The 23,446-nt window shown below is 62.1% G+C and carries 20 protein-coding genes and 1 tRNA gene; 6 read left to right on the top strand and 15 right to left on the bottom strand.

The window, feature by feature from the left end:
- Positions 1 to 32: 32 nt before the first annotated feature.
- Together AC13F2_RS15460 and AC13F2_RS15455 are read right to left on the bottom strand one after the other, a co-directional pair.
- Complete coding sequence (locus AC13F2_RS15460) at positions 33 to 1,034, bottom strand: polysaccharide deacetylase family protein (protein ID WP_482965745.1); 1,002 nt, start codon at positions 1,032 to 1,034, stop codon at positions 33 to 35.
- 12 nt (positions 1,035 to 1,046) lie between these two features.
- A complete protein-coding gene (locus AC13F2_RS15455) occupies positions 1,047 to 2,891 on the bottom strand; it encodes a sensor histidine kinase (protein ID WP_482965732.1) in 1,845 nt (614 codons plus the stop codon).
- 228 nt (positions 2,892 to 3,119) lie between these two features.
- Here AC13F2_RS15455 and AC13F2_RS15450 point away from each other — a divergent pair, with 228 nt between their 5' ends.
- Complete coding sequence (locus tag AC13F2_RS15450) at positions 3,120 to 3,581, top strand: Lrp/AsnC family transcriptional regulator (RefSeq protein ID WP_103025164.1); 462 nt, start codon at positions 3,120 to 3,122, stop codon at positions 3,579 to 3,581.
- Positions 3,578 to 4,012 (top strand): GFA family protein, encoded by a 435-nt coding sequence (locus tag AC13F2_RS15445; RefSeq protein WP_482965731.1) that lies wholly within the window; start codon positions 3,578 to 3,580, stop codon positions 4,010 to 4,012. The genes AC13F2_RS15450 and AC13F2_RS15445 overlap by 4 nt, the downstream gene beginning before the upstream one ends.
- Before the next feature lie 40 nt (positions 4,013 to 4,052).
- Here AC13F2_RS15445 and AC13F2_RS15440 read toward each other — a convergent pair whose 3' ends face one another.
- From AC13F2_RS15440 to AC13F2_RS15390, 11 genes are all read right to left on the bottom strand, one after another.
- Entirely contained in the window at positions 4,053 to 4,661 is a 609-nt protein-coding gene (locus AC13F2_RS15440; RefSeq protein ID WP_482965730.1) for a hypothetical protein, read from the bottom strand.
- Positions 4,662 to 4,788: 127 nt separating this feature from the next.
- Positions 4,789 to 6,138: an acetyl-CoA carboxylase biotin carboxylase subunit gene (gene accC / locus AC13F2_RS15435; RefSeq protein WP_196845843.1), complete on the bottom strand. Its 1,350-nt coding sequence runs from the start codon at positions 6,136 to 6,138 to the stop codon at positions 4,789 to 4,791.
- An 8-nt stretch (positions 6,139 to 6,146) separates the two neighbouring features.
- Positions 6,147 to 6,632, bottom strand: coding sequence for an acetyl-CoA carboxylase biotin carboxyl carrier protein (gene accB, locus AC13F2_RS15430; RefSeq protein ID WP_103025161.1), 486 nt, complete (start codon positions 6,630 to 6,632; stop codon positions 6,147 to 6,149).
- 72 nt (positions 6,633 to 6,704) lie between these two features.
- Positions 6,705 to 7,139 carry a type II 3-dehydroquinate dehydratase gene (locus AC13F2_RS15425; RefSeq protein ID WP_482965729.1) on the bottom strand — a complete coding sequence of 145 codons (435 nt, stop codon included), beginning with the start codon at positions 7,137 to 7,139 and terminating at the stop codon, positions 6,705 to 6,707.
- Entirely contained in the window at positions 7,081 to 7,581 is a 501-nt protein-coding gene (locus AC13F2_RS15420; RefSeq protein ID WP_482965728.1) for a holin family protein, read from the bottom strand. Before AC13F2_RS15420 ends, AC13F2_RS15425 begins: the two co-directional genes overlap by 59 nt.
- Before the next feature lie 112 nt (positions 7,582 to 7,693).
- Positions 7,694 to 9,721 (bottom strand): proprotein convertase P-domain-containing protein, encoded by a 2,028-nt coding sequence (locus AC13F2_RS15415; RefSeq protein WP_482965727.1) that lies wholly within the window; start codon positions 9,719 to 9,721, stop codon positions 7,694 to 7,696.
- 101 nt (positions 9,722 to 9,822) lie between these two features.
- Positions 9,823 to 14,901: a hypothetical protein gene (locus tag AC13F2_RS15410; protein ID WP_482965726.1), complete on the bottom strand. Its 5,079-nt coding sequence runs from the start codon at positions 14,899 to 14,901 to the stop codon at positions 9,823 to 9,825.
- Positions 14,902 to 14,923: 22 nt separating this feature from the next.
- A complete protein-coding gene (locus AC13F2_RS15405) occupies positions 14,924 to 15,979 on the bottom strand; it encodes a hypothetical protein (RefSeq protein WP_301641397.1) in 1,056 nt (351 codons plus the stop codon).
- 71 nt (positions 15,980 to 16,050) lie between these two features.
- On the bottom strand, positions 16,051 to 16,527 hold the full coding sequence (locus AC13F2_RS15400) for a hypothetical protein (protein WP_482965725.1): 477 nt from the start codon (positions 16,525 to 16,527) through the stop codon (positions 16,051 to 16,053).
- A 31-nt stretch (positions 16,528 to 16,558) separates the two neighbouring features.
- Positions 16,559 to 17,533 carry a hypothetical protein gene (locus tag AC13F2_RS15395; protein ID WP_482965724.1) on the bottom strand — a complete coding sequence of 325 codons (975 nt, stop codon included), beginning with the start codon at positions 17,531 to 17,533 and terminating at the stop codon, positions 16,559 to 16,561.
- A 268-nt stretch (positions 17,534 to 17,801) separates the two neighbouring features.
- Positions 17,802 to 17,878 (bottom strand) — tRNA-Pro (locus AC13F2_RS15390).
- Between the two features lie 202 nt (positions 17,879 to 18,080).
- Here AC13F2_RS15390 and yajC point away from each other — a divergent pair.
- From yajC to secF, 3 genes are read left to right on the top strand one after another with little or no spacing between them, the layout of a single operon-like run.
- Complete coding sequence (yajC, locus tag AC13F2_RS15385) at positions 18,081 to 18,404, top strand: preprotein translocase subunit YajC (RefSeq protein ID WP_103025153.1); 324 nt, start codon at positions 18,081 to 18,083, stop codon at positions 18,402 to 18,404.
- Between the two features lie 18 nt (positions 18,405 to 18,422).
- Entirely contained in the window at positions 18,423 to 20,021 is a 1,599-nt protein-coding gene (gene secD, locus AC13F2_RS15380; protein ID WP_103025152.1) for a protein translocase subunit SecD, read from the top strand.
- Positions 20,022 to 20,034: 13 nt separating this feature from the next.
- Positions 20,035 to 21,012, top strand: a complete 978-nt coding sequence (gene secF, locus AC13F2_RS15375) for a protein translocase subunit SecF (protein WP_482965723.1) — start codon at positions 20,035 to 20,037, stop codon at positions 21,010 to 21,012.
- On the opposite strand, the gene AC13F2_RS15370 is transcribed toward secF, so the two are convergent.
- Complete coding sequence (locus tag AC13F2_RS15370) at positions 21,009 to 22,199, bottom strand: glycosyltransferase (protein ID WP_482965722.1); 1,191 nt, start codon at positions 22,197 to 22,199, stop codon at positions 21,009 to 21,011. The two genes, secF and AC13F2_RS15370, sit on opposite strands and share 4 nt — an antisense overlap.
- Complete coding sequence (locus tag AC13F2_RS15365; RefSeq protein ID WP_482965721.1) at positions 22,196 to 22,768, bottom strand: helix-turn-helix transcriptional regulator; 573 nt, start codon at positions 22,766 to 22,768, stop codon at positions 22,196 to 22,198. The genes AC13F2_RS15370 and AC13F2_RS15365 overlap by 4 nt, the downstream gene beginning before the upstream one ends.
- A gap of 92 nt (positions 22,769 to 22,860) precedes the next feature.
- On the opposite strand from AC13F2_RS15365, the gene AC13F2_RS15360 reads away from it, so the two are divergent.
- A complete protein-coding gene (locus tag AC13F2_RS15360; RefSeq protein WP_475210542.1) occupies positions 22,861 to 23,334 on the top strand; it encodes a DUF6456 domain-containing protein in 474 nt (157 codons plus the stop codon).
- Positions 23,335 to 23,446 lie beyond the last annotated feature (112 nt).

The following is a 23,446-nucleotide window of genomic DNA, read 5'->3' as shown; positions in this document are numbered from 1 at the left end:
CGCCTAGCCGCGGTGCGTGGACGTTGCAAGCTCTAGCGAACAGCAGAGGCGATGATTTCTTCAACCGTCGTCGGGCGGACGTCGCGCGCACGCAGATAGGAATAGACGCCGCGCAGCCAGTCATACAGCCGATCCAGATCGTCTTCATTATGGACGTAGGGCGTATGCCCCGGCGCGAGCGAGGGGCTATGAAAACTCAGGACCAGCAGCGGCAGATCATCGTCGATGGCGATATCGACGGCGCGCAGCGCTTCCTCGAGCGTGATGTCTTCCGGTGTAAGGCCGATTCGCTCCAGCATCCCGGTCTTGGCGAGTATGCTGCCAAGCAAGGGGTAGCGATGTGCGAGCGGGTACAACTGCTGCCCCTGCTGGCGCAGCATGCCCCAGAAGGACGTGGTCAGCGGAAGTTCGAGCAGGGTCTTCCCTGCATCGGCCCAATAGGGTGCAACCGGATGGCGGCTGTAATCGGGGCCCCCTTCATCCGTGTAATCGAACCGGGCGCGCACCGAACTGTCGATGGCGATACCGCCTTCACCCAGAAGCCCCGCCGTATGCGGGCCAAGGCCATAGCGGCCGGCACGATAGATCAGCGGGACCGCGCCGAAGTTTTCCTCCACCAGATCGCGCAGGCGATGAAATTTCTCGGCTTCGAGTTCGGGAGGAAGATTGCCGGCAAAGCTGTTACGGCGGTTTACCTCTTCGTGGTGGGGCGGGTTGACCCAAGGGTGTAACTGGACGCCGATTTCCGCCTGTCCGCGGCGTATGGCATCGCCGATGATCTCCTGCGCACGGGCATCCTGGGCCACGGGCCAGTCGACGAGATAGACGGGAGAGACACCGATCCCTTCGCAGAATTGCTGAAAACCGGACAATGCCGCGATATGGTCGAGACCATATCCATCTGCACGAAAGGGCGCTTCCCAGTCGAATTCCTCTTCCGTGTCGATCGTCAGCAGCGAACGCTGTCCGAACCCATCGGCAAAGCGCGCAGTCTGCGATGAGGCCGGCGGAGTCAGGAGGTCGACTTGGCTGATGGCTTAGGTTTCCTAACCGGCCGCGCGATCGGGCGCATCGGCAGGGCTAGGCAGGGCATCGCTGACGGTCAAGAGAGGGAGGGTAAGGACGAGCGAATCGCCTGCGCGTGCCAGTTCGCCGCCTGCGGCGCGCGCTTCTGCCCGGGCAAGGCGGAGAGAGAAGCCGGCCCCGAAGATACCGGAGCTGAGCGTGCCGCCACCGGCCCTGACTTCCGACGCGAAGATATTGTCGGCCTGCATCAGCTTGGACGGAAGCTGCGCACGCAGGGCAACCTGGTCGCCATCGAGATCCAGCGACAGGGCGACGTTTTCGCCAGCGCCCGTGGCGCCCGCCAGGGTCGCGAGTACGCGCCAGCCGAGCATTTCCGCTTCGTTCTGGGCCAGGGCGAGCCGGGCGGGCATGTCGGTCAACCTGGCATCGAAGCGCGCCACACGAGGGCCGAGTACCGTCTGGAGCTGGCCGATCTGCGCGCGCGCGATCGCGGCAAAATCGCTTTCGCCCGATTCAAGATCCAGCGCGCCTGTCTCCAGCCGCGCCAGCCGGTCGAGCTCGTCGAAACCGGCAAGAATGCGCGCGCTGTCACCGGCGATGGATGCGGCAAGCGCGCGATATTCGTGCGGGGTTGGGCCGAAGACCTGCTGCTGGATCACTTCCGCATAGCCCTGCATCGCATTTACCGGGGTGCGCAGTTCGTGGAGCAGCTGGCGCAGGCGATCCGCGCTGCGCTGGGCCCGGTCGTCGACGGGTGCGACTGCGCGGCGGAAGCGGCCAACATAGCCGTAGAAGCGCCCGTCGCCGCGGGTGAAGCGGGGGGCGGCGTCGACGATCCAGTCGCCTTCGATAGCGTCGGCGCCGCGAAGCGCGATGGCAAGTTCGTGAACCGGCTGGCGGTTGGCGAACGCCGCAGCGAAATCGTCCGAAGCCGCGTCTCCGTCGCGGCGCTGCGACAGATCGAGCCCGACGACCATGGGCGCAATTTCCGGTTCGGCCCAGTCGATCCTGCCTTCGGAATTCGTCCCGAAGCTGAAAGCGTCGAGCTGTCTGCGCGGCTGCGTATCCTCCAGACCGGCAAGCGGGAGGGTGGGAGCATCGCCATCCCGCGATTGCGGGCTGCGCGCCTTGCGGAAGGTCTCGATCCGCTCCACCAAGGCGCGAATGCCGTCCGATCTGCCCGAAGGTTCGGCAGCAGGACGGGGGGCAGAAGGCGCGGCGACAGGCTCGGGCCGGGCTGATGGTTCTGCCGGTGTGGGAATGGGCGTGGGCTGTTCCGGCTCGGCTATCGGCGGATCCGGTTCGACGTCGCTTGCAGGTGCGGCCTCTTCCCGACTTTGCGGAAGCACGAGGGGTTCGACATCGTCGAAATCAACCGCTTCTGCCGGGAGATCCCCGGCAGGTTGAACAGGCGGCGCGGCAATGGGCTGCGGCAGGGCGCGGTCAGATACGCCCAGCCGGTCGAGCACACGCACAGCACCATCGGGCAGATCCCGGCGATGGCGCAGGAAGCCGCGCGCCCTGATCGGAAGGCGTGGGATCAGTTCGGCCCATTCCTCCCCGGTTAGCTGCGCGCGGTACAGTGCCGCCCCGGCAATCGAGGGGTGTGCTTCGCCAAACCAGCGCACCAGTTCAGGATTGCGGAAGCGCCAGCCGTTTTCACCGACGATGGCTGCGCGTTCGGGAGTGGGAATCATTTCCGCCAGCGCGATCAGGCGCAGATAGGCGGCCGCTTTCAGAGCCGGGTCGCCCGCCTGCGGACGTTCGCCAAGCAGGTCGAGCAGCTGGCGGAACTGTGTCTTTGCCGCGCGCGCACTGGCGGCGCGGTGGCGCAGCACAGTAGCAAGGCGGTCGTCAAAATGCATCGATACTCCGGTGACAGGCAATAGTTTGCGATACGTAAACCGTCGCTCAGTGCAGGTTCTAACCGTGCAAAACTTACGCTGAACGGAAAGTTGCCTGCGCGTTGCAAAGCGAGACAATTGCTGGCAAAGATAATAATGTTAGCCAAGACGGCTGCATCGCGTTGTCAACATTTCGTGGAAGTTTCGCGATGCCCCGCCGGTGGCGCTAGGGTAGCAGGAACGTATTATATGGCCAATCTCGACGAAATCGACCGGCGATTGCTCGGTGAACTCCAGAATGAAGGGAGAATCACCAATGTAGAACTCGCCCATCGCGTCGGACTGACCGCGCCGCCCTGCCTGCGCCGTGTGCGCGCTCTCGAAGAGGACGGGGTAATCCGGGGCTATCACGCCGAACTCGATCCCTCGAAGCTCGGTTTTTCCATCACGGTTTTCGCCATGGTGAGTCTGAAGAGTCAGGCGGAAGATTCGCTGCGTGAATTCGAAATGGCGATGCGCGACCTGCCCGAAGTGCGCGAAGTGCATATGCTCAACGGCGAAATCGATTTCATCATCAAGATCGTCAGCCGCGATTTGCAGAGCTTCCAGGAATTCCTGACCAGCAAGCTGACGCCTGCGCCCAATGTGGAAAGCGTGAAAACCTCGCTCACCATCCGGACCAGCAAGCACGAGCCCGGCGTCCCGCTGTGACCGGGGCTGCGTCGATCGAGGGCCACTGCCTGTGCGGCGCGGTGACGATCACGCTCGACAATCCGGTGCAGCAGGTCGAAATTTGCCAGTGCGGCATGTGCCGCCGATGGGGCGGCGCATTCTACAGCGCGCAAAGCGGGGACAACCCGCAGGTAACAGGCGCAAACGAGATTACCGAGTTTCGTTCGAGTGAATGGGCAGAGCGGGCGTTCTGTTCGAAATGCGGCAGCAATCTATGGTTTCGCTTCCTGCCGACCGGTAATCGCAGCTTTTCCGCCGGGCTATTCGATGCCGCCGCCACCCACGGGATCGAGAAGGAGATCTTCGTGGACGAACGGGCGGATTGGTGCAGGATCGAAGGCGACCATCCGCGCCGGACGGGCGCAGAGGTGATTGCCGAAGCCAGGGCGGCTGGGTTCAACTTCGATTAGCGGGGATCGTATCTAGCGCCGCGATATACGGCAGTACCTGTCAAGTCCGCGCCGGAATGTCCCGGCAAAGATAGGCAACTGCGTAAGATTTATCCCAACAGCGCAGCAGACCTTCTAGGACATCTAGATTTTGCGGCCATGGCAGGGAGATGGGCTGGCCATCAGCTCCAACTGCATCGTCCCATCCTGCCGGCTTGGGCTCTTTCGCCAAACCCGTAATCGCTGCTTCAAGGGCAGCTTTGTCGCGGTTCAGGAAAGCCAGCGTGCCATCGACGTAGAGGTTCCACGCATTTCCCGAGGCAGCCCGACCTTCGCGGTCAATCTTCTCGAAGATCGGCAGCGCCAAATCGTTTCGGTGACCGAAGGCCCACATCTGCGCTTCGTGCCACAGCAGAATTTTGGCGAGGCTACGGTCGCGCGGATCGGTCGGATCGAGATCATCTTCATGCTGCGATTGCCAGTCACGCAGCAACTCTGCGGCATCTATATAGCATTCGGCATCGTAAAGTGGGCGCCAGCCTTGGCCTTCGGTTTGATCGAAGGCAACGACATCACGCGCAAGCTCCGCCTCGCGATCGTAATCTAGACTGCAATCGGACGGAACAGGCTCGGATGCAGCAAAGGCGAGCGTCATAAAAAGGGTGAGCATCGGGAAATACTCATCGTGAGTCTTCCCGATGTCAACCGGACTGCTTAGCGACCATATCCCGAATGGTCGGCCCGCGCAGTTTGCACTGCCTTAGCCTTATATTTTTCAGCAATGGCGGGCGAGGCGCCTATATATCTCGCGTCTTGAGCCATTCTTCGAGCCATTTGATCGAATACTGGCCGGTTTTCACATCGTCCTGCTGCAAGAGCTCCTGGTGCAAGGGGATGCTGGTTTTGACACCCTCGACAACCATTTCTTCCAATGCGCGCTTGAGGCGCATCATGCAGCGTTCGCGGTCGCGACCATAGACGATCAGCTTGGCGATCATGCTGTCGTAATAAGGCGGGATCGAATAGCCTGCGTAGAGCCCGCTATCGACGCGCACATGCATGCCGCCCGCGGCGTGATAATAGGTGACCTTGCCGGGGCTGGGCGCGAAGGTGAAGGGATCTTCCGCGTTGATGCGGCATTCGATCGCATGGCCCTTGAACTCGATCTGATCCTGTCGGCAGGACAGTTCCTTGCCCGATGCGATACGGATCTGTTCGCGCACCAGATCGATACCGGTGATCATTTCGGTCACCGGGTGTTCGACCTGGAGGCGGGTGTTCATCTCGATGAAATAGAACTCGCCGTTTTCCCAGAGGAACTCGATCGTGCCGGCACCGCGGTAAGCCATGTCGCGCATGGCCTGGGCGCAGATTTCGCCCATGCGGTCGCGCTCTTCGGTCGAAAGGACGGGCGAGGGCGCCTCTTCGAGGACCTTCTGGTGGCGCCGCTGGAGCGAACAGTCGCGTTCGCCCAGATGGATGGCATTGCCATTGCCGTCGCCGAAGACCTGGAATTCGATGTGGCGCGGATCGCCGAGATATTTCTCGATATAAACGGTGGCATCCCCGAACGCGGCTTTCGCTTCGCTTCCGGCCTGCTTCATCAGGGTTTCGAGCTGGTCTTCGCTTTCGCAGACCTTCATGCCGCGGCCGCCGCCGCCGCTGGCGGCCTTGATGATCACGGGATAGCCGATTTCCGCCGCGATCTCGCGCGCTTCCTCAACCGTTTCGACCGCGCCGTCGGATCCGGGCACGAGCGGCAGGCCAAGGGCGCCGGCCGTTTTCTTAGCTGCGACCTTGTCGCCCATGGTGCGGATATGCTCGGGCTTGGGGCCGATCCACGCGATGTCGTGCGCTTCGACGATCTCGGCAAACTTCGCGTTTTCGGACAGGAAGCCATAGCCGGGATGGATCGCATCGGCATGGCTGACTTCGGCGGCCGAAATGATGTTGGCGATGTTGAGATAGCTGTCGGTCGCGGCCGGGGGGCCGATGCACACGGCATGATCGGCCAGACGGACATGCATGGCATCGGCGTCGGCAGTGGAGTGCACCGCGACGGTTTCGATACCCATTTCATGAGCCGCGCGGTGAATGCGCAGCGCGATTTCGCCCCGGTTGGCGATCAGGATACGGGAAATGCTCACGGGCGACCTCAGCCGATGCTGACGAGCGGCTGGTCGAATTCGACCGGCTGAGCGTTCTCGACGTGGATCGCCTTGACGGTCCCGGCCTTGTCGGCGGTGATCGGATTCATGACCTTCATCGCTTCTACGATGAGGAGGGTCTGCCCTTCCTTCACGCTGTCACCGACTTTGACGAAGTCGGGTGCGCCCGGTTCGGCAGCGAGATAGACGGTCCCGACCATGGGCGATTTGATCGCGCCGGCAAAGTCGGCAGCGGGCGCTTCGGGCGAAGGCGCGGCGGCGGCAGGTGCCGCTGCAGCAGGAGCGGGCGCGGCCATCTGCATCGGCGCTGCCATTGGAACGCCGCCGCCGCGCGAAACGCGGATCTTGCGCTCTCCGTCTTCCACTTCGATTTCGGTGAGCCCGGTGTCGCCCAGCATCTCTGCCAGTTCGCGAACGAGAGCGGTATCGACGTTCATGCCGGACTTGCCGGCGCTGCCCTTATGGTCGGCCATGGAACCCCTTGAGTGTTGTTTGGCCCGCCTATGCTCGTGCCGCGCAGATAGGGCAAGGGGGCAGCGACGCTTTTACAGGGCTGCTGCCTTCTCCAACGCTACGGCATAGCCGTTTGCGCCCATGCCTTTCACTTCGTCCACCGCCGCCATGCCGACATAGGAAAGGTGCCGAAACCCTTCGCGTGTCGCCGGGTCGGACAGGTGAACTTCGATTACCGGCACGTCGATGGCCTTGATCGCATCGAGCAGGGCTATCGACGTGTGGGTATAGGCAGCGGCGTTCAGCAACACCGCCTTGGCGCCCGCGGTGTGCGCCTCGTGCAGCCAGTCGACCAGTACGCCTTCATGATTGGTCTGACGGAAGTCGACGACGAGGCCGATCTCGCCCGCCTTCTGTTTCAGCATTGCGGCGATATCGGCCAGGGTGGTCGAACCGTAAATCTCTGGCTCACGCGTGCCGAGCAGGTTGAGATTGGGGCCATTGAGGACGAAGACAATATCGGTCATGCCGCGGGTTTAGCGGCAATCGGCAGGACCTCAAGCGTCGGTACCCTTCGCTTTGCCCCATTTGCCGAGCGGCAGTGTAGCCGAGGTACCCCGTACCGAAGAGCGCGTATAGGGATTCCGGCAAAGCGGCGAGATAGCCAGTCATGCCTTTGGCGATGGCGCGGGCGGTGGTCGGATCGAAAGCGGCAATTATTCCCATCGGCAGGCTGAAAAGGATCAGCGCATACATGACATAAAGAAAGCTCGGCCGTGCGCGGCTGGTCCACCCATCGGCACTGCGCGCTTCGGCGACTATTGCCGAAAGCCGTGCTTCGATCTGACGCAGTTCCTGGGTTCCCTGCAGCGCGAGCAGTTCGAGTTTCGCCTTTTCGCGAGCTTGTTTGTCGGGGATCACTTTGTCGATGATCGCTGCGAGTGGTCCGATAACTGTTTCGAAAACCATGTTTGCCTCCATTACCAAAGAAGCGCTTCAAATAACCATATAGGTTCGTGTAGGAAACATGATTATTTTCAGTGATCCGGGTGTATCACCAAAAGGGTTCTGGTGCGATTGGCTATTTCACCATGAAACGTGCCCTGACCGTGTCGGCGCGCCCCGCGATCAGGACGCCGGTGGGTCTGACGCGAAAATCGGACACTGCCGGATCACATCCGTCGGCATCGGGAGTGGGCGTGTAATTCCACGTCGTCCCGCCATCGGCGGAGAATTGCAGATTGTCGGTCGCATTTCCCAGCGCGACAAAGCTGTAGCCAAGGCCCGATGCCGGGCTGCCACCTGAAAAAAGTACCGGACCGCTTCCCGGACCAGCGAGATTCGCGAGACACATCTTCGCGTCGGCGGGCGCGTCGTCCGTGATGATCACCGTATTACTGTCGGTGTTATCGCTGCCCGTATTGCTGACGGTGATAAGGTATTCGATCAGCGCGCCCGGGATAGCCTTCGGATTGGATGTCCCGTTGACCGGGTCGGAAATGACCGAACTGACCTTGGTGACGGCGAGAGTGGTATAGGGGCGGCAGAAATTGATATCGTGCAAGGCTATGCCCTGCTGGCCGGGATTGGCCGGGGCGTTGGTATGGTTGCCATAAGTGATGACGATCGTGTCGATCTTTGTGGTGAAGGTGACGACCAGATTGCCAGCCGAAGAATCATTGTCCGATGCGCCGTCGCCGATCGCCGTATTCCCGGTCACGTAATTGGCATTGCCGTTGCTGAGCGTCGGCGTCACCGAAGCGCCGCCATTGGTACCGGTCACAACCACCCTGTCGGTGAACTGGTTCGCGGCATAGTCGACATCGAAAATCGTGAACTGGACGCCGTCGAATGCGCGCGGCAATGTGACAGTGATGGTGACTGCACCGTTACGGCTCGACTGGTCGGATACGACCGCTAGGCTCCGCTGGGCTGGTGAAAGTCCCCCCGTGAACGCGCTTTGCAGCGTGGGTGACTGACCACCGAAAGTGGCGTTGTTAAGGTAAGCACCATCATTGCTGAGGTTGAAAGCGATGTTGCCGAACGCCCCCAGCGCGTAGGTATTGCTGGTCGATCCGGCTGCCCAGCTGATGGCGGGCGAATCCCAGTCGAACAGCGTGGAGCCGTTAGGGCAGTTTACTGCCGGTACGATTCCAGCCGCGCGTCCTGCGACGACGGTGAACGTCGCCGTTGCGAAATCGTCTTCCGTCGTTATGCCGTTGTCGGGCGTGGAATCGCTATCGATGATGCTGCTGGAAATGATTTCGGCGCTACTGGTGATCGTGGTCCCGGCATTGGCCGAAATCGTTCCCTTGATATCGATCGTCGCGCTGGCCCCCGGCGCGAGTGTCGGTACGGACCAGACCCTCGTTCCGGCGTTGAAACTGCCGGCGCCAGAGGCGGACGAGAAAGTAAACTGGCCGGGAAACGTATCCCTCACCGCGATACCCGATGCGGAAGAAGGCGAGTTCGATGCATTGCTGACCGTGAGGCGATATATCGCCTGGCCGCCATTGGCCGGCGGGTTGCCGATGAGAACCTTCGTCAGCGACAGATCGGCGTAATTCGCAGGCGCCGACCTCAAATAGAGATCGGCCCGCACGAACTGTCCGTTATCGGCTGCAGGATAGAGATCGCATATTTCCAGTCGCCACGTACCGATGGATGTTTCGCCGTCGAAGGCGGAAAGCAGGCTGCGGGGCTGATAGGTGTTCTGATAGGGCGGCGCGCTTGTCGAATGGTTGCGGTTTGCCCCGTCCGTGTTGACCAATTGCGTTGCCGCATCGTCGAGCAGCACGTTGAAGTTGTCGCCGCTGATGCTTTGCGTGTCGCCATTGGTCAGTTGCACGCGCGTCCCCGTCGGGGATTGAAGCGTGAACTGCAGATCGCCGCGCCAGCTATGCGTGGCCAATATGCCGATGTTCACGTCGGCCACCGTGAAAGTGCTGCCCACGGCAAAGGTGCGAACCAGCGGGGTGGTGCAGACGGTCGTTCCGCTGATCGTACCGCTGGTGGTATTGGAGAAAGTCGATGTCGACTGCGCACCGGCGGGCACGGCAACCGCCGTCAGGACGGTGAATATCAGCAGGCGGACGAAATGGGCCGCCATCCTCCGCCAACTGCCTGAAGCGATCCCCTTCATCATGCTACCGGCATACGCAAACATGGTTAAGGGCCGGTTTAGATCATGGTAACCCATCGTCTCGCCACCTATCGGCCCAGGCCGAGGAAGGAGAAGGTATCGGCATCGAACTTGATCCGGATCGAGGCGTATAATCCCTCATCGGTTTCGCGCGCCGCGGAGAAATCCTCGTCGCGAAAACCTGCGAAATTGTAACCCACCGTTATCAGAGCGTTGTCCGCTGGACTGAACCCGACGTTCGGACCGATGGCATAGCTCGTAAGGCCGTCCTCCAGACCTTTGCGAACCGTGCCTCGCGCGCCGATTTCGAAACGCTCGCCAAGGCCGAACTTTGCATCGAGGCCGCCCAGCAGGGTGGTGCCGACATAGTCGTAACCTTCGAATTGATCGAAATTGTACCGTGCGCCGATGAAAATGCCGAATTCGTGGCGACGGACCATCTGGCCGCCCGCATCCCGTCCCTGTGGCGACCAATTGGTCGAAAGGCTGGCGATCAGGCGGCTGGACTTGGCATCGCCGTCCACCAGCAATGCCGTATTGCCTGCAGCGCCTGCTTCACCGGCCACGGCATCGGTGACTTCATCGCTACGAAATTCCAGTTTTCCGAGCAAGGCGAAGGCGGATTCGGCGGGACGGTGCGCGATGGCAATCGCCGCGTCCATGATTTGGGTTGCAGCTCCATTGTCGGCTTTCGTTTCCGTCCAGGTAAAGCCCGATCCGACGATGCTGCCTTCGCCCAGTTGGCGGATCGCACCGAGGGTCAGGCCCTTGCGATCGGCGAATTCGCCATCGCGATATTCGGCGCGCCCCGTGGCGCTCCACCGATCCTTGCGCCACGCCATGCCAAGGGTGACCGCGTTGAAGTCTTCGAACAGCGTGCCGTCCTGACCCAGTTGCCCCCCGCTAGCCACGGGCTGAGCCGGATTGACGACGTCGGAAACCGTGTTGCTGCCGCCTAGCGTGCGATTGCCGTCGATCGTGGCATCGATCGTCAGGGCAGGCGTTACCTGAAGCGACTGTGCCAGTCCGAAGGCGGCAAAGCTGCGATTGCCATATTCGCCAATGTCCTGCCGGCCCAGCGAGGTGACGGCCTTCGCGCCTTCCCATGGGGTGACCTCGAGCCCGCCCTTTATAGTGCGCGCGTCGATCTCGGCACCGTCCGCCAACTCGTAAAGACCGACAATGCGGACATTCTCTGTCAGCGCATATCGGGCACCAATCCGATGCCGCGCCGGTAAATCGATTGATTCCGCACTGTCCAGAGCGATGCTGGTGGATGCACTCAGCTCGAGCCGGTTGTCGAGCAGGCGCTGGGTAACGCCCCCTTCCAGAACGGTTGAATCATTGCGTGTGCCATCGGCTAGGCGATCGGCGAAGTGCGCGATGCCCAAACGCAGGTCGCTCGTCTGCGTCGCATAGCCCAGCTGGATCTGCGCTGCCCGGCGGCGGCCGTCATCGGTGAGGCTGTCATCCTGCCACAGGCTGCCAAGGATCGAGAGGTTTTCGCCCAGCTTGATCCGCGCATCGGTGCCGAACTTGCGCCGACCCTGCTCGGCGCCATTCTGCTGGCCTACTCCATATTCTGCGTCGAGCGAGCGGGCATAGGCGATCACGTCGACCGATCCGGTCTGGTACTGTGCTTCGACCAGCCAGCCGGTAGAAGTCGCTCCATCGCGGCGGCTCGCAGCGACTTCCGCACGCAGTTCCGTGCTGTCGCCGAACCTGGCACGCAGATCGACGGCACCCATGTCGGTTCGCGATCCGTCACCCTTGTCCGTCACGGCAGTCGCACCGATGCGCACGGCGCCGCTTGGCGCAGTCCAATCGGTCCGAAGGCCTGCATTGAGTTCACCATCGGAGAACCCGTCGATCTCGTAATCCACCACCACGAATTGCGGATTGAGGTCGAAGTCCCGGCTGAGAACGGGTTCCTTGAACGTGATCGTTCCGGATAGGCGATCAATGTCGTAATCGATGAAGCGGACCAGTTCCTTAGAAGAAACAATCAGTTCAGAACGAAACCTGTCACGCACTTCGAGCACAACCTTTTCGCTGTTGGCAATCAGGCCGCGGCTTGAGAGGCGGTAGGGGCCGGTAATGCCCTGTCCCTGGATCTCGTCCCGGCGGAAGCGGGTGGCGATTTCTGCTGCGAAACCCTGCGCGCGGAACTGGCCCAGGCGCGCCTCCGCCTTCACGCCGGTTGCGGTGCGGTTGTACCGGGCAAGACGGGTCTGGTCGAAGCCGGTTTCGAAATCGCCGTAAAGCGCATAAAACGTGGCCGTCTCCACCCGCAGATAGAGCTTCTCACGCGATGCCGCATCGAAGCGGCGGGTCGAAGCATCGCCGAACACCGTGTAATAAGCGTCCGGATCAAGCGTACCGAGCACACGCTGGTCTTCGGCCTGTTTCGCGCTGTCATAGGCGAGGGTGACGAGATATTTCCCGAGCACACGGCCCTTGGCATAGAGCGCCACGCGTGCTTCGTCCCCAAGATCGCTGTCGAAGCGGCCGGCGCGTTCCATATTCTCGGCAACGGTCCGGGCGCCCACAGACCCTTCGGCGAGACCGATCACCGTCCATTCGATGTCGCCGGGCACGATCCATGTCTCGAGTTCCTGTTCACGTACGATTTCGCCATCGTCGAACCGGAAGTCGAGCCGGACCGAGCCGCTCACCATCGTCGGGGCAAGTTCGATCAGCGCAATCCCGTCGGTGCCGCCGACGACCCAGCGGGCCGAGCTCGCTTCGAGGCCGGTCAGTTGATCGAGCTGCTGGCGTTCGATCTGTTCGGCGCTCTGATAGGGGGCGCTGAGCGTAAACTCGCCGGCCACGCCTTCGCGCAAAGGCCGGTTGTTGCGATCGAGCACACGCACGGCAACCACGGGCCGTGTACGACCGTCAGCCACAAGGTTCGACAGCTCGGGTACCAGTTCGACTTTCGCGGGAGCGGTGGTGAAGAAGACCTCGCGCTCGATCGTCTCGTTGATTTCGCCGAAGCTGTTTATGATGTCTGCGCTCAGCATCGTGCGTTCGTGCTTCAGCGGAATGCCGCGCCACTGGCTCACAGCGTATTTGCCGGCCTCTGCCTCGCGGGTGCCTTCGAAGTTGAGGCCGCTTACAGGCTGGCCGTCGACACGAAGCGCGATTTTCTGTCCCTTGCGGTGCCGGATTGCGACGCGAATAGCCGGGGCACGTGGATTGTGACCGATTTCGGGGGTCAGCCAGCCATCGGGGCCATCGCCCAGGGCGATCCAGTCGGTCGCCGGGCCGTTTGCTTCAGGCACGGCGTCGCCTTCGCGCTCCGCGCCCGCTTTGCCCTGGCCTGTCTCGACGACCGTCTCGACATTCGAAGGGAGGGTGTTTTCAGGCAGACGCGCATGGAAATCTGCGACGACAAGCGATCCGCCCTGTCCAATGGCGAAGCGCGACGTTGCGCTGCCCGCGTTGCGCGTGTCGCGATGACAATTCACGAATTCGCCGCCTTCGGGCAGCGTCATGCGGGAAGCCTGGACCACGTGCGTGCCCGGCACGACCCCTTCGAAGTGATAGCGGCCCTCGCTGTCGGTCATTGCAAAGCTGCCGTCTTCGAGCATGACGCGCACGCCCGGAATGCCGCGCCGAGAGGCGATGAGCGAACAATCGTCTGCAGTCACGCGCCCGATGATGGTCATCCGGCTGGCAATTGCCTCGCGTTCGATTTCGACACTGGTGCCGGCAATGATTTCCCGCCCGAGCGAGTCGATCGCCACAGCGCGATTTTCGGCATCGCCCGGCGGCGCATCGGGGCGCACGGTCATGGCATAGGTAACGCGGCGCGTAGCACCGCCGGCGATGTCGCCCAGTTCGATCCGTAACTCGCTCCCATCTGCCGAGAACTGCGCTGCGTCCTCGACACTCTCGCCGTCGACCCGCACCGAATCGCGGCGGAACCGCAACCAGCGTGACGGGGTGTCGACAAGCACGACATTGCGCTTCACGCGTGAAGCGTCGGGGTTCTGCACGGTGATCGCATAGAAGATAGCATCGCCCGGTTCGGCGCGGTCGCGCGACGCTGTTTTCGCGACCATCACCGCGCCGCCAGACCAATCGAGCGGAATGTCGATACGGCGGGGAACCTGGTCGACGAGGACGAACCTGTCCCCGAAGGAGCCATCGACTATGACGAAGGTGCTGCCATCCTCGCGCACAAGCTGTCGAAGCTGCGCCGGGGTCGCAACCGAGGGGGCGGTATACATGTCTGGTGGCTCGACCAGGACGCGATAGCTTCCCAGCGCGGTGAGGGGGAACCAGTATTCGCCGGGGCCAATCTGATATGTATTGCCCGCCGCATCCGTAATCGCCTGCCCGCTGATAACGGTAGAAGGCCAGCGGGTTATCCCATCCTCGGCGAAGACCGTGGCGGGCTGGCCGGTCGCCGCATCGATCAGCGTAACGCGTGCGCCGCTGATCTCTTCGCCGGTCTCGCTGTCGAACACTACGCCGAAAGGGTCGGCCAGCACGTCAACCGTCGCCGTTGCAACGATGACCGCGCTCCCCGGCGCATGGATCTCGATTTCCACCGTCCCGCCATCCTTCACCCCCAGCCGGCAGTCCGTGGCCGACGGGGCAGGGGGAACATGGTGTGTGAGGATGCGGCCGATGAAATGGCCCGTATTTTCGCCGGTCTCGAAAATGGTCAGGCGTTCGCTGTCCCCGGCACTGCTGATTACCTGGACATCTACCGAATCCACTACCCTCGGATCGATATTCGCCACCGGAACCAGCACGTCGAAAAGAATGGAGCCGCCGGGAGAAACCTTGTCGGAAGTCTCGACGATGGCGGAAATCAGCTCGGCATCGGTATTGCCAGCTTGCTGTGCAACCTTGGCCGATGCGATCGATGCGGTATCGCAGCGTGGTGCGCGATAGGATATGCCGGTACCCGATCCCGTGGTCGGCCGGTAAACGGTGATAACCGGTTTTGATCGGTCCACATCGACCGATACCGTATTGGATGTTGTTTCGTAGGTATCGCCGCCAAACACCCATTTTGTATGGGCAATATTGTCGATCGTCTGTGCGTGAACGGCTTCTCCGGACACGACGACCGACAGCAGCGCTGCAAGGAGCGCTGCTGCCAGAAGCCGGAAGGGAAAGCGGAAACGCATTGATTGGAAGTCGGGCTGGCGATCAGTCGATCGTGACGCGGAAATAGACCGAGCGCGATTGCGAAGGGGCGATGTTGCTCAGGTCCGCGGTGATCTCGTGCGTACCGCTAATGTAGCTGGCCGTCGGAGTGGGCAGATTATCGCCCCGTGTGCCGCTGGCGCAGCTGGCATTGCCATCCACGAAGATACCGAATGCAGTCAAATAGGACACATCAGCCGGCAGATCGTCGTTAACATCGATATTCGTGCCCGTCGCCCCTCCGGCCGCGTTCGACACGACGATGCAATATTCGATCGTGGCGCCCGGAATTGCCTTGGGATTGGTCGGCCCGTTTACGGGGTCGCTGACGATGCGGCTGGTCTTGCTGACCGACATGGTCGCGCCGGCAACGACATATTTGCCGACATCGGAATAGGCTCCGTCGCGCGCTGCATCGGTGGTGCCCGCCCCATCGGTGAAGACGGTGTCGACGCCTGCCGTATTGGCCCCGGCCGTCTGCGTGATGGCCGCGCCCTGCGTCCCGGCGGTGCCGCCTTCGCGGGCGGTGCCGGTCAACACGACGTCGAATTCGTTGCCGTTGACTGCACCAAGGCCGATGTCGGCGATGACGATCACGGCGACGGTTCCGTCGGCAGCGACTTCGTCGAGATAGGTGATCGGGCCTGCGGCCAACTCGGCGGCGCTCAGGCTACGGTCGCCATTGGTGTCGCGATAGACTTCGAAATTGGCGATATTGGCGGCGTTGCCCGCATTGAGCGCTGCAGCCAGCCGGATGTCGACGACGGCGTTCGACAGGTTCGTCACATCGAACGCGAGAACCTGGTTCTGAGCCCCCGGGGCGACCGACGTTGCGGCTGTTCCGGCAAAGTCCACCAGCACGTCGATCTTGCGATCGACCGTAAAGGTATTGGATGCGGTTACGGCCGTCTGTGTCACACCGCCTACGTCGAAACTGACGGAGACATTGTTCGTGATCGAACTGCCCGCGGTACTGCCCCCCGCCAGGGCGGGGCTGGCGCTGAATGCAATGAGCGCAATCGTGCTCACTGCCCCCAGCAATTGCTTGCTGCGTTTCATTCTACTCTTCCTTCTGATGTACCCTGCATTCCCCTGTCCGCCCGCAAGGTGTGGCGGTTATCGTCCGCCGGTCAGCGGATGATGGCTGGATATTCGAGACGCCCGCTTTCCCCCGGTGCGACCGACGGGAGTGTCCAGCGGACATGAGTGACATCGGCCTGATCTGCCGGACGGGAGCCGCCGTCCTCGGCCAAGACGGACAGCTGCGAAAGCGTGCCGAAGCTCTTGCCGCCGTCGACCGATACGATCAGCGTGGTGTCGGCATCCGGCGCCAGGCGTACTGCCGGCGGCAACGGATTGGTGACGACGAAGTTATCGACCGCTTCGTCGCTGCCATTGTTGTAGTCCGTCCCGAAGATCAGCCGATCGCCCGGGACGATCGTGTTGGGCTCGACCAGCTCGGTAACTTCTTTGCCGGACGCGTCGAGTGAGACCGTTTCATGCATCACGCTGCCTGATAGCGATATCGCCTGATCCTGCGCGGACAGCGGAGCAGTGCCCGCCGCCGTTGCTAGAAGAGATATGAAGAATATGAGGAAAATACGCATAATTCAGACCTTTATGAGCGAATGCTAAGTATCAATCTATGGTGACCTGGAATGTCACTGTACGGCTCGATCCGCCCGATACGGTCCCGAGATCGACCGAAATTCCGCTCGTGCTGGAGCGTCCGGCATCTGCGTCGGCAGCGTCGGTGAGGGTGGCCCCGTCGAGTTTCAGCGAACCTGCAACATAGGTGGTGTCGGCGGGCGCAGCGTCGGTGACGACAAGGTCGGAAACCGACCCGCTGCCTCTGACTTCGGCGCGGATCGCGTAGGTGATGGTTGCGCCCGGCACGATGCCGGTACCGCCGAACGGATCGCGCACAGTTGCGGATTTGATAAGGTCCACATCGGTGATGCCGACGCTCAACGATCCGGTCGCAGTGGCATTGGCCCCGGTTGAGCCGACGATGGCGTTGCCGCCGCCGGCACCCTGGCCTGCGAACGCCGTGCCCGGTGCCCCGGTCCCGGTCACCGCTTCGGCAAGAAGGCTCACATCGCTCTGGTCGCCATCGGCAACTCCGCCCGGAATGGTTACGAGGACGAAGACGGTCAGGCTCGCATCGGCAGCGATTGCCGCTGTCGTGGCAGGCCCTGTCAGCATTTGATCGACGCCCGGATCGTAAACCCCGTTGCCGTTCGTATCGACCGCTAGGCCATTGACCGTGGTGTCGAAGTCGTTGCCCGCCACGGCGGGGTTGGCGGTAAGCGTATAAGCCTCGGGCCCGTTGCCCGTGTTGGTCAGTTCGAAAGTCAGGACCGCCGATCCCGGCGCGGCCGAAACGGGTCCGGAATCGCGTGACGTGACCGTCACGTCGAGCAGTTCGTCGACCTTTACCGTGATGGTGTTGGAAGGGATCGTCACCGGGCCCGCTCCACCGTCATAGGTAGCGCTCGCGGTGTTCTCGATCAGTGTCCCGGCCTTCACGCCGCCGGCATGCGCAGGCGTCGTGATCAGGGCTGCCGCGATGGCCAGCGGGGCGAGGGCGAGGCGGAATGGCGCTTTTGTCATGCGCCAGAAGTTAAGGGAAAGTGGTAATGGAACCGTTAAAACATACGCGTTTTTGCGTAAGCTTGCCGCGCGACGCGATGGTAAATGCGATCCTCACATTCGCACCACTCGCTTAACATATCGTGCGATTGGGCGCGCCAGCATCCGTTGGCTAGACCGGCTGCTTCGGAATACAGCCGCGGAAAGACCCGCGCCGATACCGGGGTGGCGGTAGGGCCGAACGCACTTGAAGCGCTGCATGAAATGATCGTGAAAGGGGGGAAACCACTGGTCGGGATGACTGGATTCGAACCAGCGACCCCCACACCCCCAGTATGGTGCGCTACCAGGCTGCGCTACATCCCGAAACCAGTGGAGGCGGCCCTATAGGGCCCGTGTCTGTGCATGGCAAGCGTACTTCGCCGCCAATTCGTTGCCCCGGCACCGCAATACTGCTAACCGCGCCGCACTTCCGCATATGGAAGGCGCCCGACCGCTTGAACAGCGGGCAGGCGTCACCCAATTGCGGACCCGACAGATACTGCAATTTCCTACAGGTATACCTTCGATGATCGATATTCTCGCCGCCGCCGGAAGTGCTTCCGCAGCACCGGCATGGACCGGCTGGGTGCTGCCGCTCGGCATGCTCCTGATCCTGTGGTTCCTCATCCTGCGTCCGCAAATGCGCCAGCAGAAGCAGCACCGCGAACGTGTTGCTGGCCTCGCCAAGGGCGACGAAGTGGTGACGGCCGGTGGTCTTGTCGGCAAGATCACCAAGGTGGACGAGCATTTCGTGCATGTCGAACTTGCCAAGGGCATGACCGTCAAGGCGGTCCGCAACACGATCGGTGAAGTGCTGTCCTCGCGCAGCACACCGGCCGCGAACGACTAAGCAGGGGCGCAACCTTCCATGCTCGAATTTTCTACCTGGCGTAAAGTCTGGTTGTGGGTGGTGACGCTGCTATGCGTCGCCGCCGCGCTGCCTTCGCTGCTGTCCGCAACCAGTGTACGCTGGCCCGACTTCCTGCCCGACCCGATGGTCAATCTCGGCCTCGACCTTGCAGGCGGTAGCCACATCCTGCTGGAAGCGGATGCGTCGCAGGTAGCCACGCAGCGCCTCGACAACATGGAAGAAAACGTGCGCAACACCATGCGCAACGCCGAACCGCGGATCCGCATCGGCGATGTTTCGACTCGTGACGGGCGGCTCAGCTTCGTGCTGGACGATCCTTCCCAGATCGATCGCGCGCGCGAACTTCTGCTGCCGTCGATCAACGGAACCGGCCTCGTCCGCGAATGGGATATGGCGGTCGAAGACGGCAATCGCATGATCCTTACGCCTACGCAGGAAGGGATCAACACGGCGGTCAGCGATGCGATGGAAAGCGCCACCGAAGTGGTGCGCAAGCGTATCGACGAACTCGGCACGCGCGAGCCGACCATCATCCGTCAGGGCGATGACCGCATCGTGGTGCAGGTTCCGGGCCTGCAGGATCCCGAAGAACTCAAGGCGCTGCTGGGCCAGACGGCCAAGCTCGAATTCAAGCTGGTCGATCAGAATGCCCTGCCGAGCGATGTGCAACAGGGTCTTGCGCCTCCGGGATCGGAAATCTTCCCTTATTCGGAAACGTCGGACTTCGCCGGCACGTCGCTCGCCGTTCGCCGTCTCGGCGGCATCCGTGGCGACAGCCTGACCGGCGCACAGCAGAGCTTCGATGCCCAGACCAACGAACCGGTCGTAACGATCCAGTTCGATAGCGACGGCGGCCGCCGCTTTGCCAAGCTGACGACGGAAAACGCAGGCAAGCCCTTTGCCATCATTCTCGATGACAAGGTGCTTTCGGCGCCCAACATCAATGAACCGATCCGTGGCGGCACAGCGCAGATTTCTGGCGGCTTCACGGTCGAAACGGCCAACCAGCTCGCAATTTCGCTGCGTTCGGGCGCGCTGCCGGTCGACCTTGCCGTGATCGAAGAACGTACGGTCGGTCCCGATCTCGGCGCCGATTCGATCAAGCGCGGCATGCTCGCCATGGGGCTCGGGTCCTTGCTGGTCATCCTGCTGATGATCGCCAGCTATGGCCGCTTCGGCGTCTATGCGACGGTCGCGCTGGTCATCAACATCGCCATGCTGCTCGGCATCATGGCGGCGCTGAGCACGACGCTGACCTTGCCCGGTATCGCCGGTTTCGTTTTGACCATCGGCGCCGCGGTGGACGCCAACGTGCTCATCAACGAGCGTATTCGCGAAGAACGAAAGCGCGGGCGGCGTGTCGTGGCAGCCGTGGAAACCGGTTATCGCGAGGCGAGCCGCGCGATCTACGATGCCAACATCACCAACTTCATTGCGGGTGTCCTGCTGTTCCTGTTCGGCAGCGGTCCGGTGCGCGGCTTTGCGGTGGTGCTGGTCATCGGCTTGTTCACCTCGGTCTTCACCGCCGTCACGCTGACCCGCATGTGGGTCGCCGGATGGCTGCGCAAGGCCAAGCCCAAAGACATCTTGCTTTAGGAAGGGCGAGGATATGAAACTGCTCAAGCTCGTCCCCGACGACACCAACATCAAGTTCCTCAAATGGCGCATTCCCTTCTTCGCGGTCAGCATCCTGCTGATCGCCGCAAGCTGGGCGCTGGTTCTCACCAACGGCCTCAATTACGGCGTCGATTTCGCCGGTGGTCTCGAAGTGCGGGCAACCTTTACCCAAAGCGCGGAAGCCCCTGTCGGCGAACTGCGCGAAAAGGTGGCAACGCTGGGATATGGCGATCCGGTGGTCCAGCGTTTCGGCGAGGACAACCAGGTATCGATCCGCGTGCGCCTGCCTGATGATGTGTCGGCCAACAAGGAAGCTGCACAGGCGGCGGCCAACGAGATCGTCAGCACGCTGCAGAGCGATTATTCGGACTTCCGGCTCGACGGTAATGACAACGTGTCCGGCAAGGTCTCGGGCGAATTCCGATTGACGGCACTTTACTCTCTTCTCGCCGCGATGGCGGCCATTGCGCTCTACATCTGGATCCGCTTCGAATGGCAATTCGGTGTGGGAGCCCTGTTCGCACTGTTCCACGACGTCAGTCTGACGCTCGGCATGTTTGCCCTGTTCCAGATGGAATTCAGTCTGCAGATCATCGCGGCTATCCTGGCGATCATCGGCTATTCGCTGAACGACACCATCGTCGTCTACGATCGCATCCGCGAAAATCTGAAGAAATTCCGCAAGATGCCGCTGCCGGAACTGCTCGACCTGTCGGTCAACGAGACTCTCGCCCGTACGGTGATGACCTCGCTGACACTCTTCGTCGCGCTGATCCCGCTTCTGCTGTTCGGTCCGGCCAGCCTGTTCGGCATGGTTGCCGGTATTACCCTCGGCCTGTTCGTGGGTACTTACAGCTCGGTCTATATGTCGGCACCGATCCTGGTGTGGCTGGGGGTGACCAGCGACAGCTTCGTTCCCACCGAAACGGCGACCGACAAGCAGGAAAAGAAGGCGCGCGGCGTCGTCTAGACCAGCGTGTCGTAATAGGCTGCGAGCGCCTTTCCATTTGCCGCCCAGCTGAATTCATCGACCGCCGCCGCCACCTTTTCGGGTGAGCGGGGGCGGGCGGTCACCAGCTCGATCCCCTCGCGCACCGCGCGGCAATTGCGCGCCACGATCACCCCGCCATCTGGCGTTGTCACTACTTCGCGCGCGCCTCCCGCATCGGTAATGACGATCGGCGTCCCGCAGGCCAGCGCCTCGATCCAGGCATTCGCCAGTCCTTCGCTGGCAGACGGCAGGACCATGGCATCGGCAGCGGAAAGCAGCGGCGGCAGGACTGCCGGGTCGAGGCTGCCGAGCATGTGAACACGGTCGGCCACGCCCACATCCCGGGCCAATGCCAGAAGGCTTGCCCGGTCCTCACCCTTGCCGATCAGCAGCAACCGCCCCTTGGGCAGATGCGCCAGCGCCTTGATGACAAGCGCCTGCCCCTTCCGCTCGATCAGCGCGCCGACGGTAACCAGCAGCAGGTCGTCATTCGTCAGCGGGACGTCGAAGGTCTGCGCCAGCCGCGCACGCAGCCCTGCATGATCCATCGGCCGGAACAGGTCCCTGTCCAGCCCGGTGTAATGAACGCGGATTTTCTCCCGCTCCATGCCGAGCATCGCCATGTCGTCCGCCAGCGCTTTGCATACGGCAAGCACGCCGGAGGCGGCCCTGGCAGTCTTGAGCAGCGCATCGCGGCCATATCGGCGGGCGCCCCAGTGATGGATGTCCGATCCGCGTGCCTTTACCGTGAAGGGCAGCCCGAGATCGCGCGCGATCATCATTGCGGCCGGGCCATCGGGATAGAAGAACTGCGCATCGACAAGGTCGAACGGATTTTGCGCGTGGAGCTGCCGGACAAGCGGCAGCACCGCGCGCGCTATCAAAGCCGGGTTCAACCTCCCGCCGATCTTGGGGATCAGGCGAAACACGGGCCGATGGACACGAATGCCGAAATCTTCGCTATCCTGTGCCGCAGCAGCCAGTTCCCGGTATCGCCCCAATGCGACCGGTGGCAGGCCGATGGGATTGATCACGGTCACATCCCATTTTGTATCGCGCTGCAGCGCCTCCAGCGACCGCGCCACGAAAATGCCGAACCGGGGCTGGGCAGGGTTGGGAAACAGCGTCGACAGCGACAGGACGCGGCGCGTCTTGGGCGTTTTCACAGCGTTCGCACCAGCATTTCCGCCACCGCGATCCAGGGTGCATCCTTGATCACATCCTGCTTCTGTCCCTGTCCGGGCGGCAGGATTCCCAGCAATTCGCCGCGGCGGTCGATCAGCCGCCCGAAGGCGAAGCGTCCCCCCTTCTTTGGCACCAGCACATCGCGGTTGATGGCGCGACCCGCATCTTCCGGGTCCAGCTGGCGCAGCCAGAGCTGGTCGCCTGGGCGATATTCGCCGTGCGGATAATCGACGTCGAGCACCATCAGCGCACCGTCCCCGCCAAGATCGGTAGACAGGATCGCATCGCGGGTTCTGGAAAGCGCTTCGGGTCCGTCCTTCGCCAGCTTCGCCACGATTTGCGGGTGACCGGCCCGTTCGCTGCGGACCAGCATGTCGGCTTCGACATCCAGCGCGGCAGCTATCCGCTCGATCCATTTCAGCGATAGGTTCCGCATGCCCGTCTCGAGCCGTCCGACAGTCTGCGGCGTGGTCGGCGGATCGCACGCTTCGGCCAGATCGGCCAGCGTCATGCCCTTCTGCTTGCGAATGTCGCGGATGCGATTGATCACTCGGTCACTCCCCTTGATAACCGATTTGGTTTTTTCACTTTCCTACAGGAACCGGGAGCGCGCAAGGCGGAATTTTCACAGTGGAGAATCCGATGCGTAATCTCGTCGAACGCGAACTCACCTCAGCAGGCCCGCGGCGCACGGGCGGGGCAGTCTCCGGCCGTCGCAGCGTGACCGTCAATCTTGCCGAAAGCCCGCTCACCTGGCTGCATTCGCGCGGCCATCTGACCGATCGTCAGTTCGATGCCGGAGAACGCCTGCGCACCGATTACGAACGCGCACAATTGCCGCCATCCGTCACCATGCGCTGGGATCCGGTCAGGGTGGATAACGGATCGTGCGGCCATGGTCTCACGGAATCCGAACGCCAGATCGCTGCCAAGGACCGCTTCGATGGCGCCATGGCCGAAGCAGGCCCGGGTCTGTGCGATATCCTGTGGCGCGTCGCCTGTGCCGGGGAAGGTGTGCCTGCTGCGGAAAAGGCGCTGGCATGGCCGGTGCGGAGCGGGAAACTGGTGCTGTCGCTGGCGCTCGATCGGGTCGCACAATTCTATCGGATCGCTTGACCGTCAGGACAGTGTCAACCTGTCAACTTCACGGCTCGAAAATGAACGGCAGAAACTCAGGACCAAGCAGGGAAGCGGGACGTTGCCTTCACAGGAATTGAAGGAGAATTGA

This window comes from Qipengyuania sp. L-5Y (genome assembly GCF_056859455.1).
The sequence above is the reverse complement of the archived record's forward strand: the minus strand, read 5'-3'. Positions and strand labels throughout refer to the sequence as shown.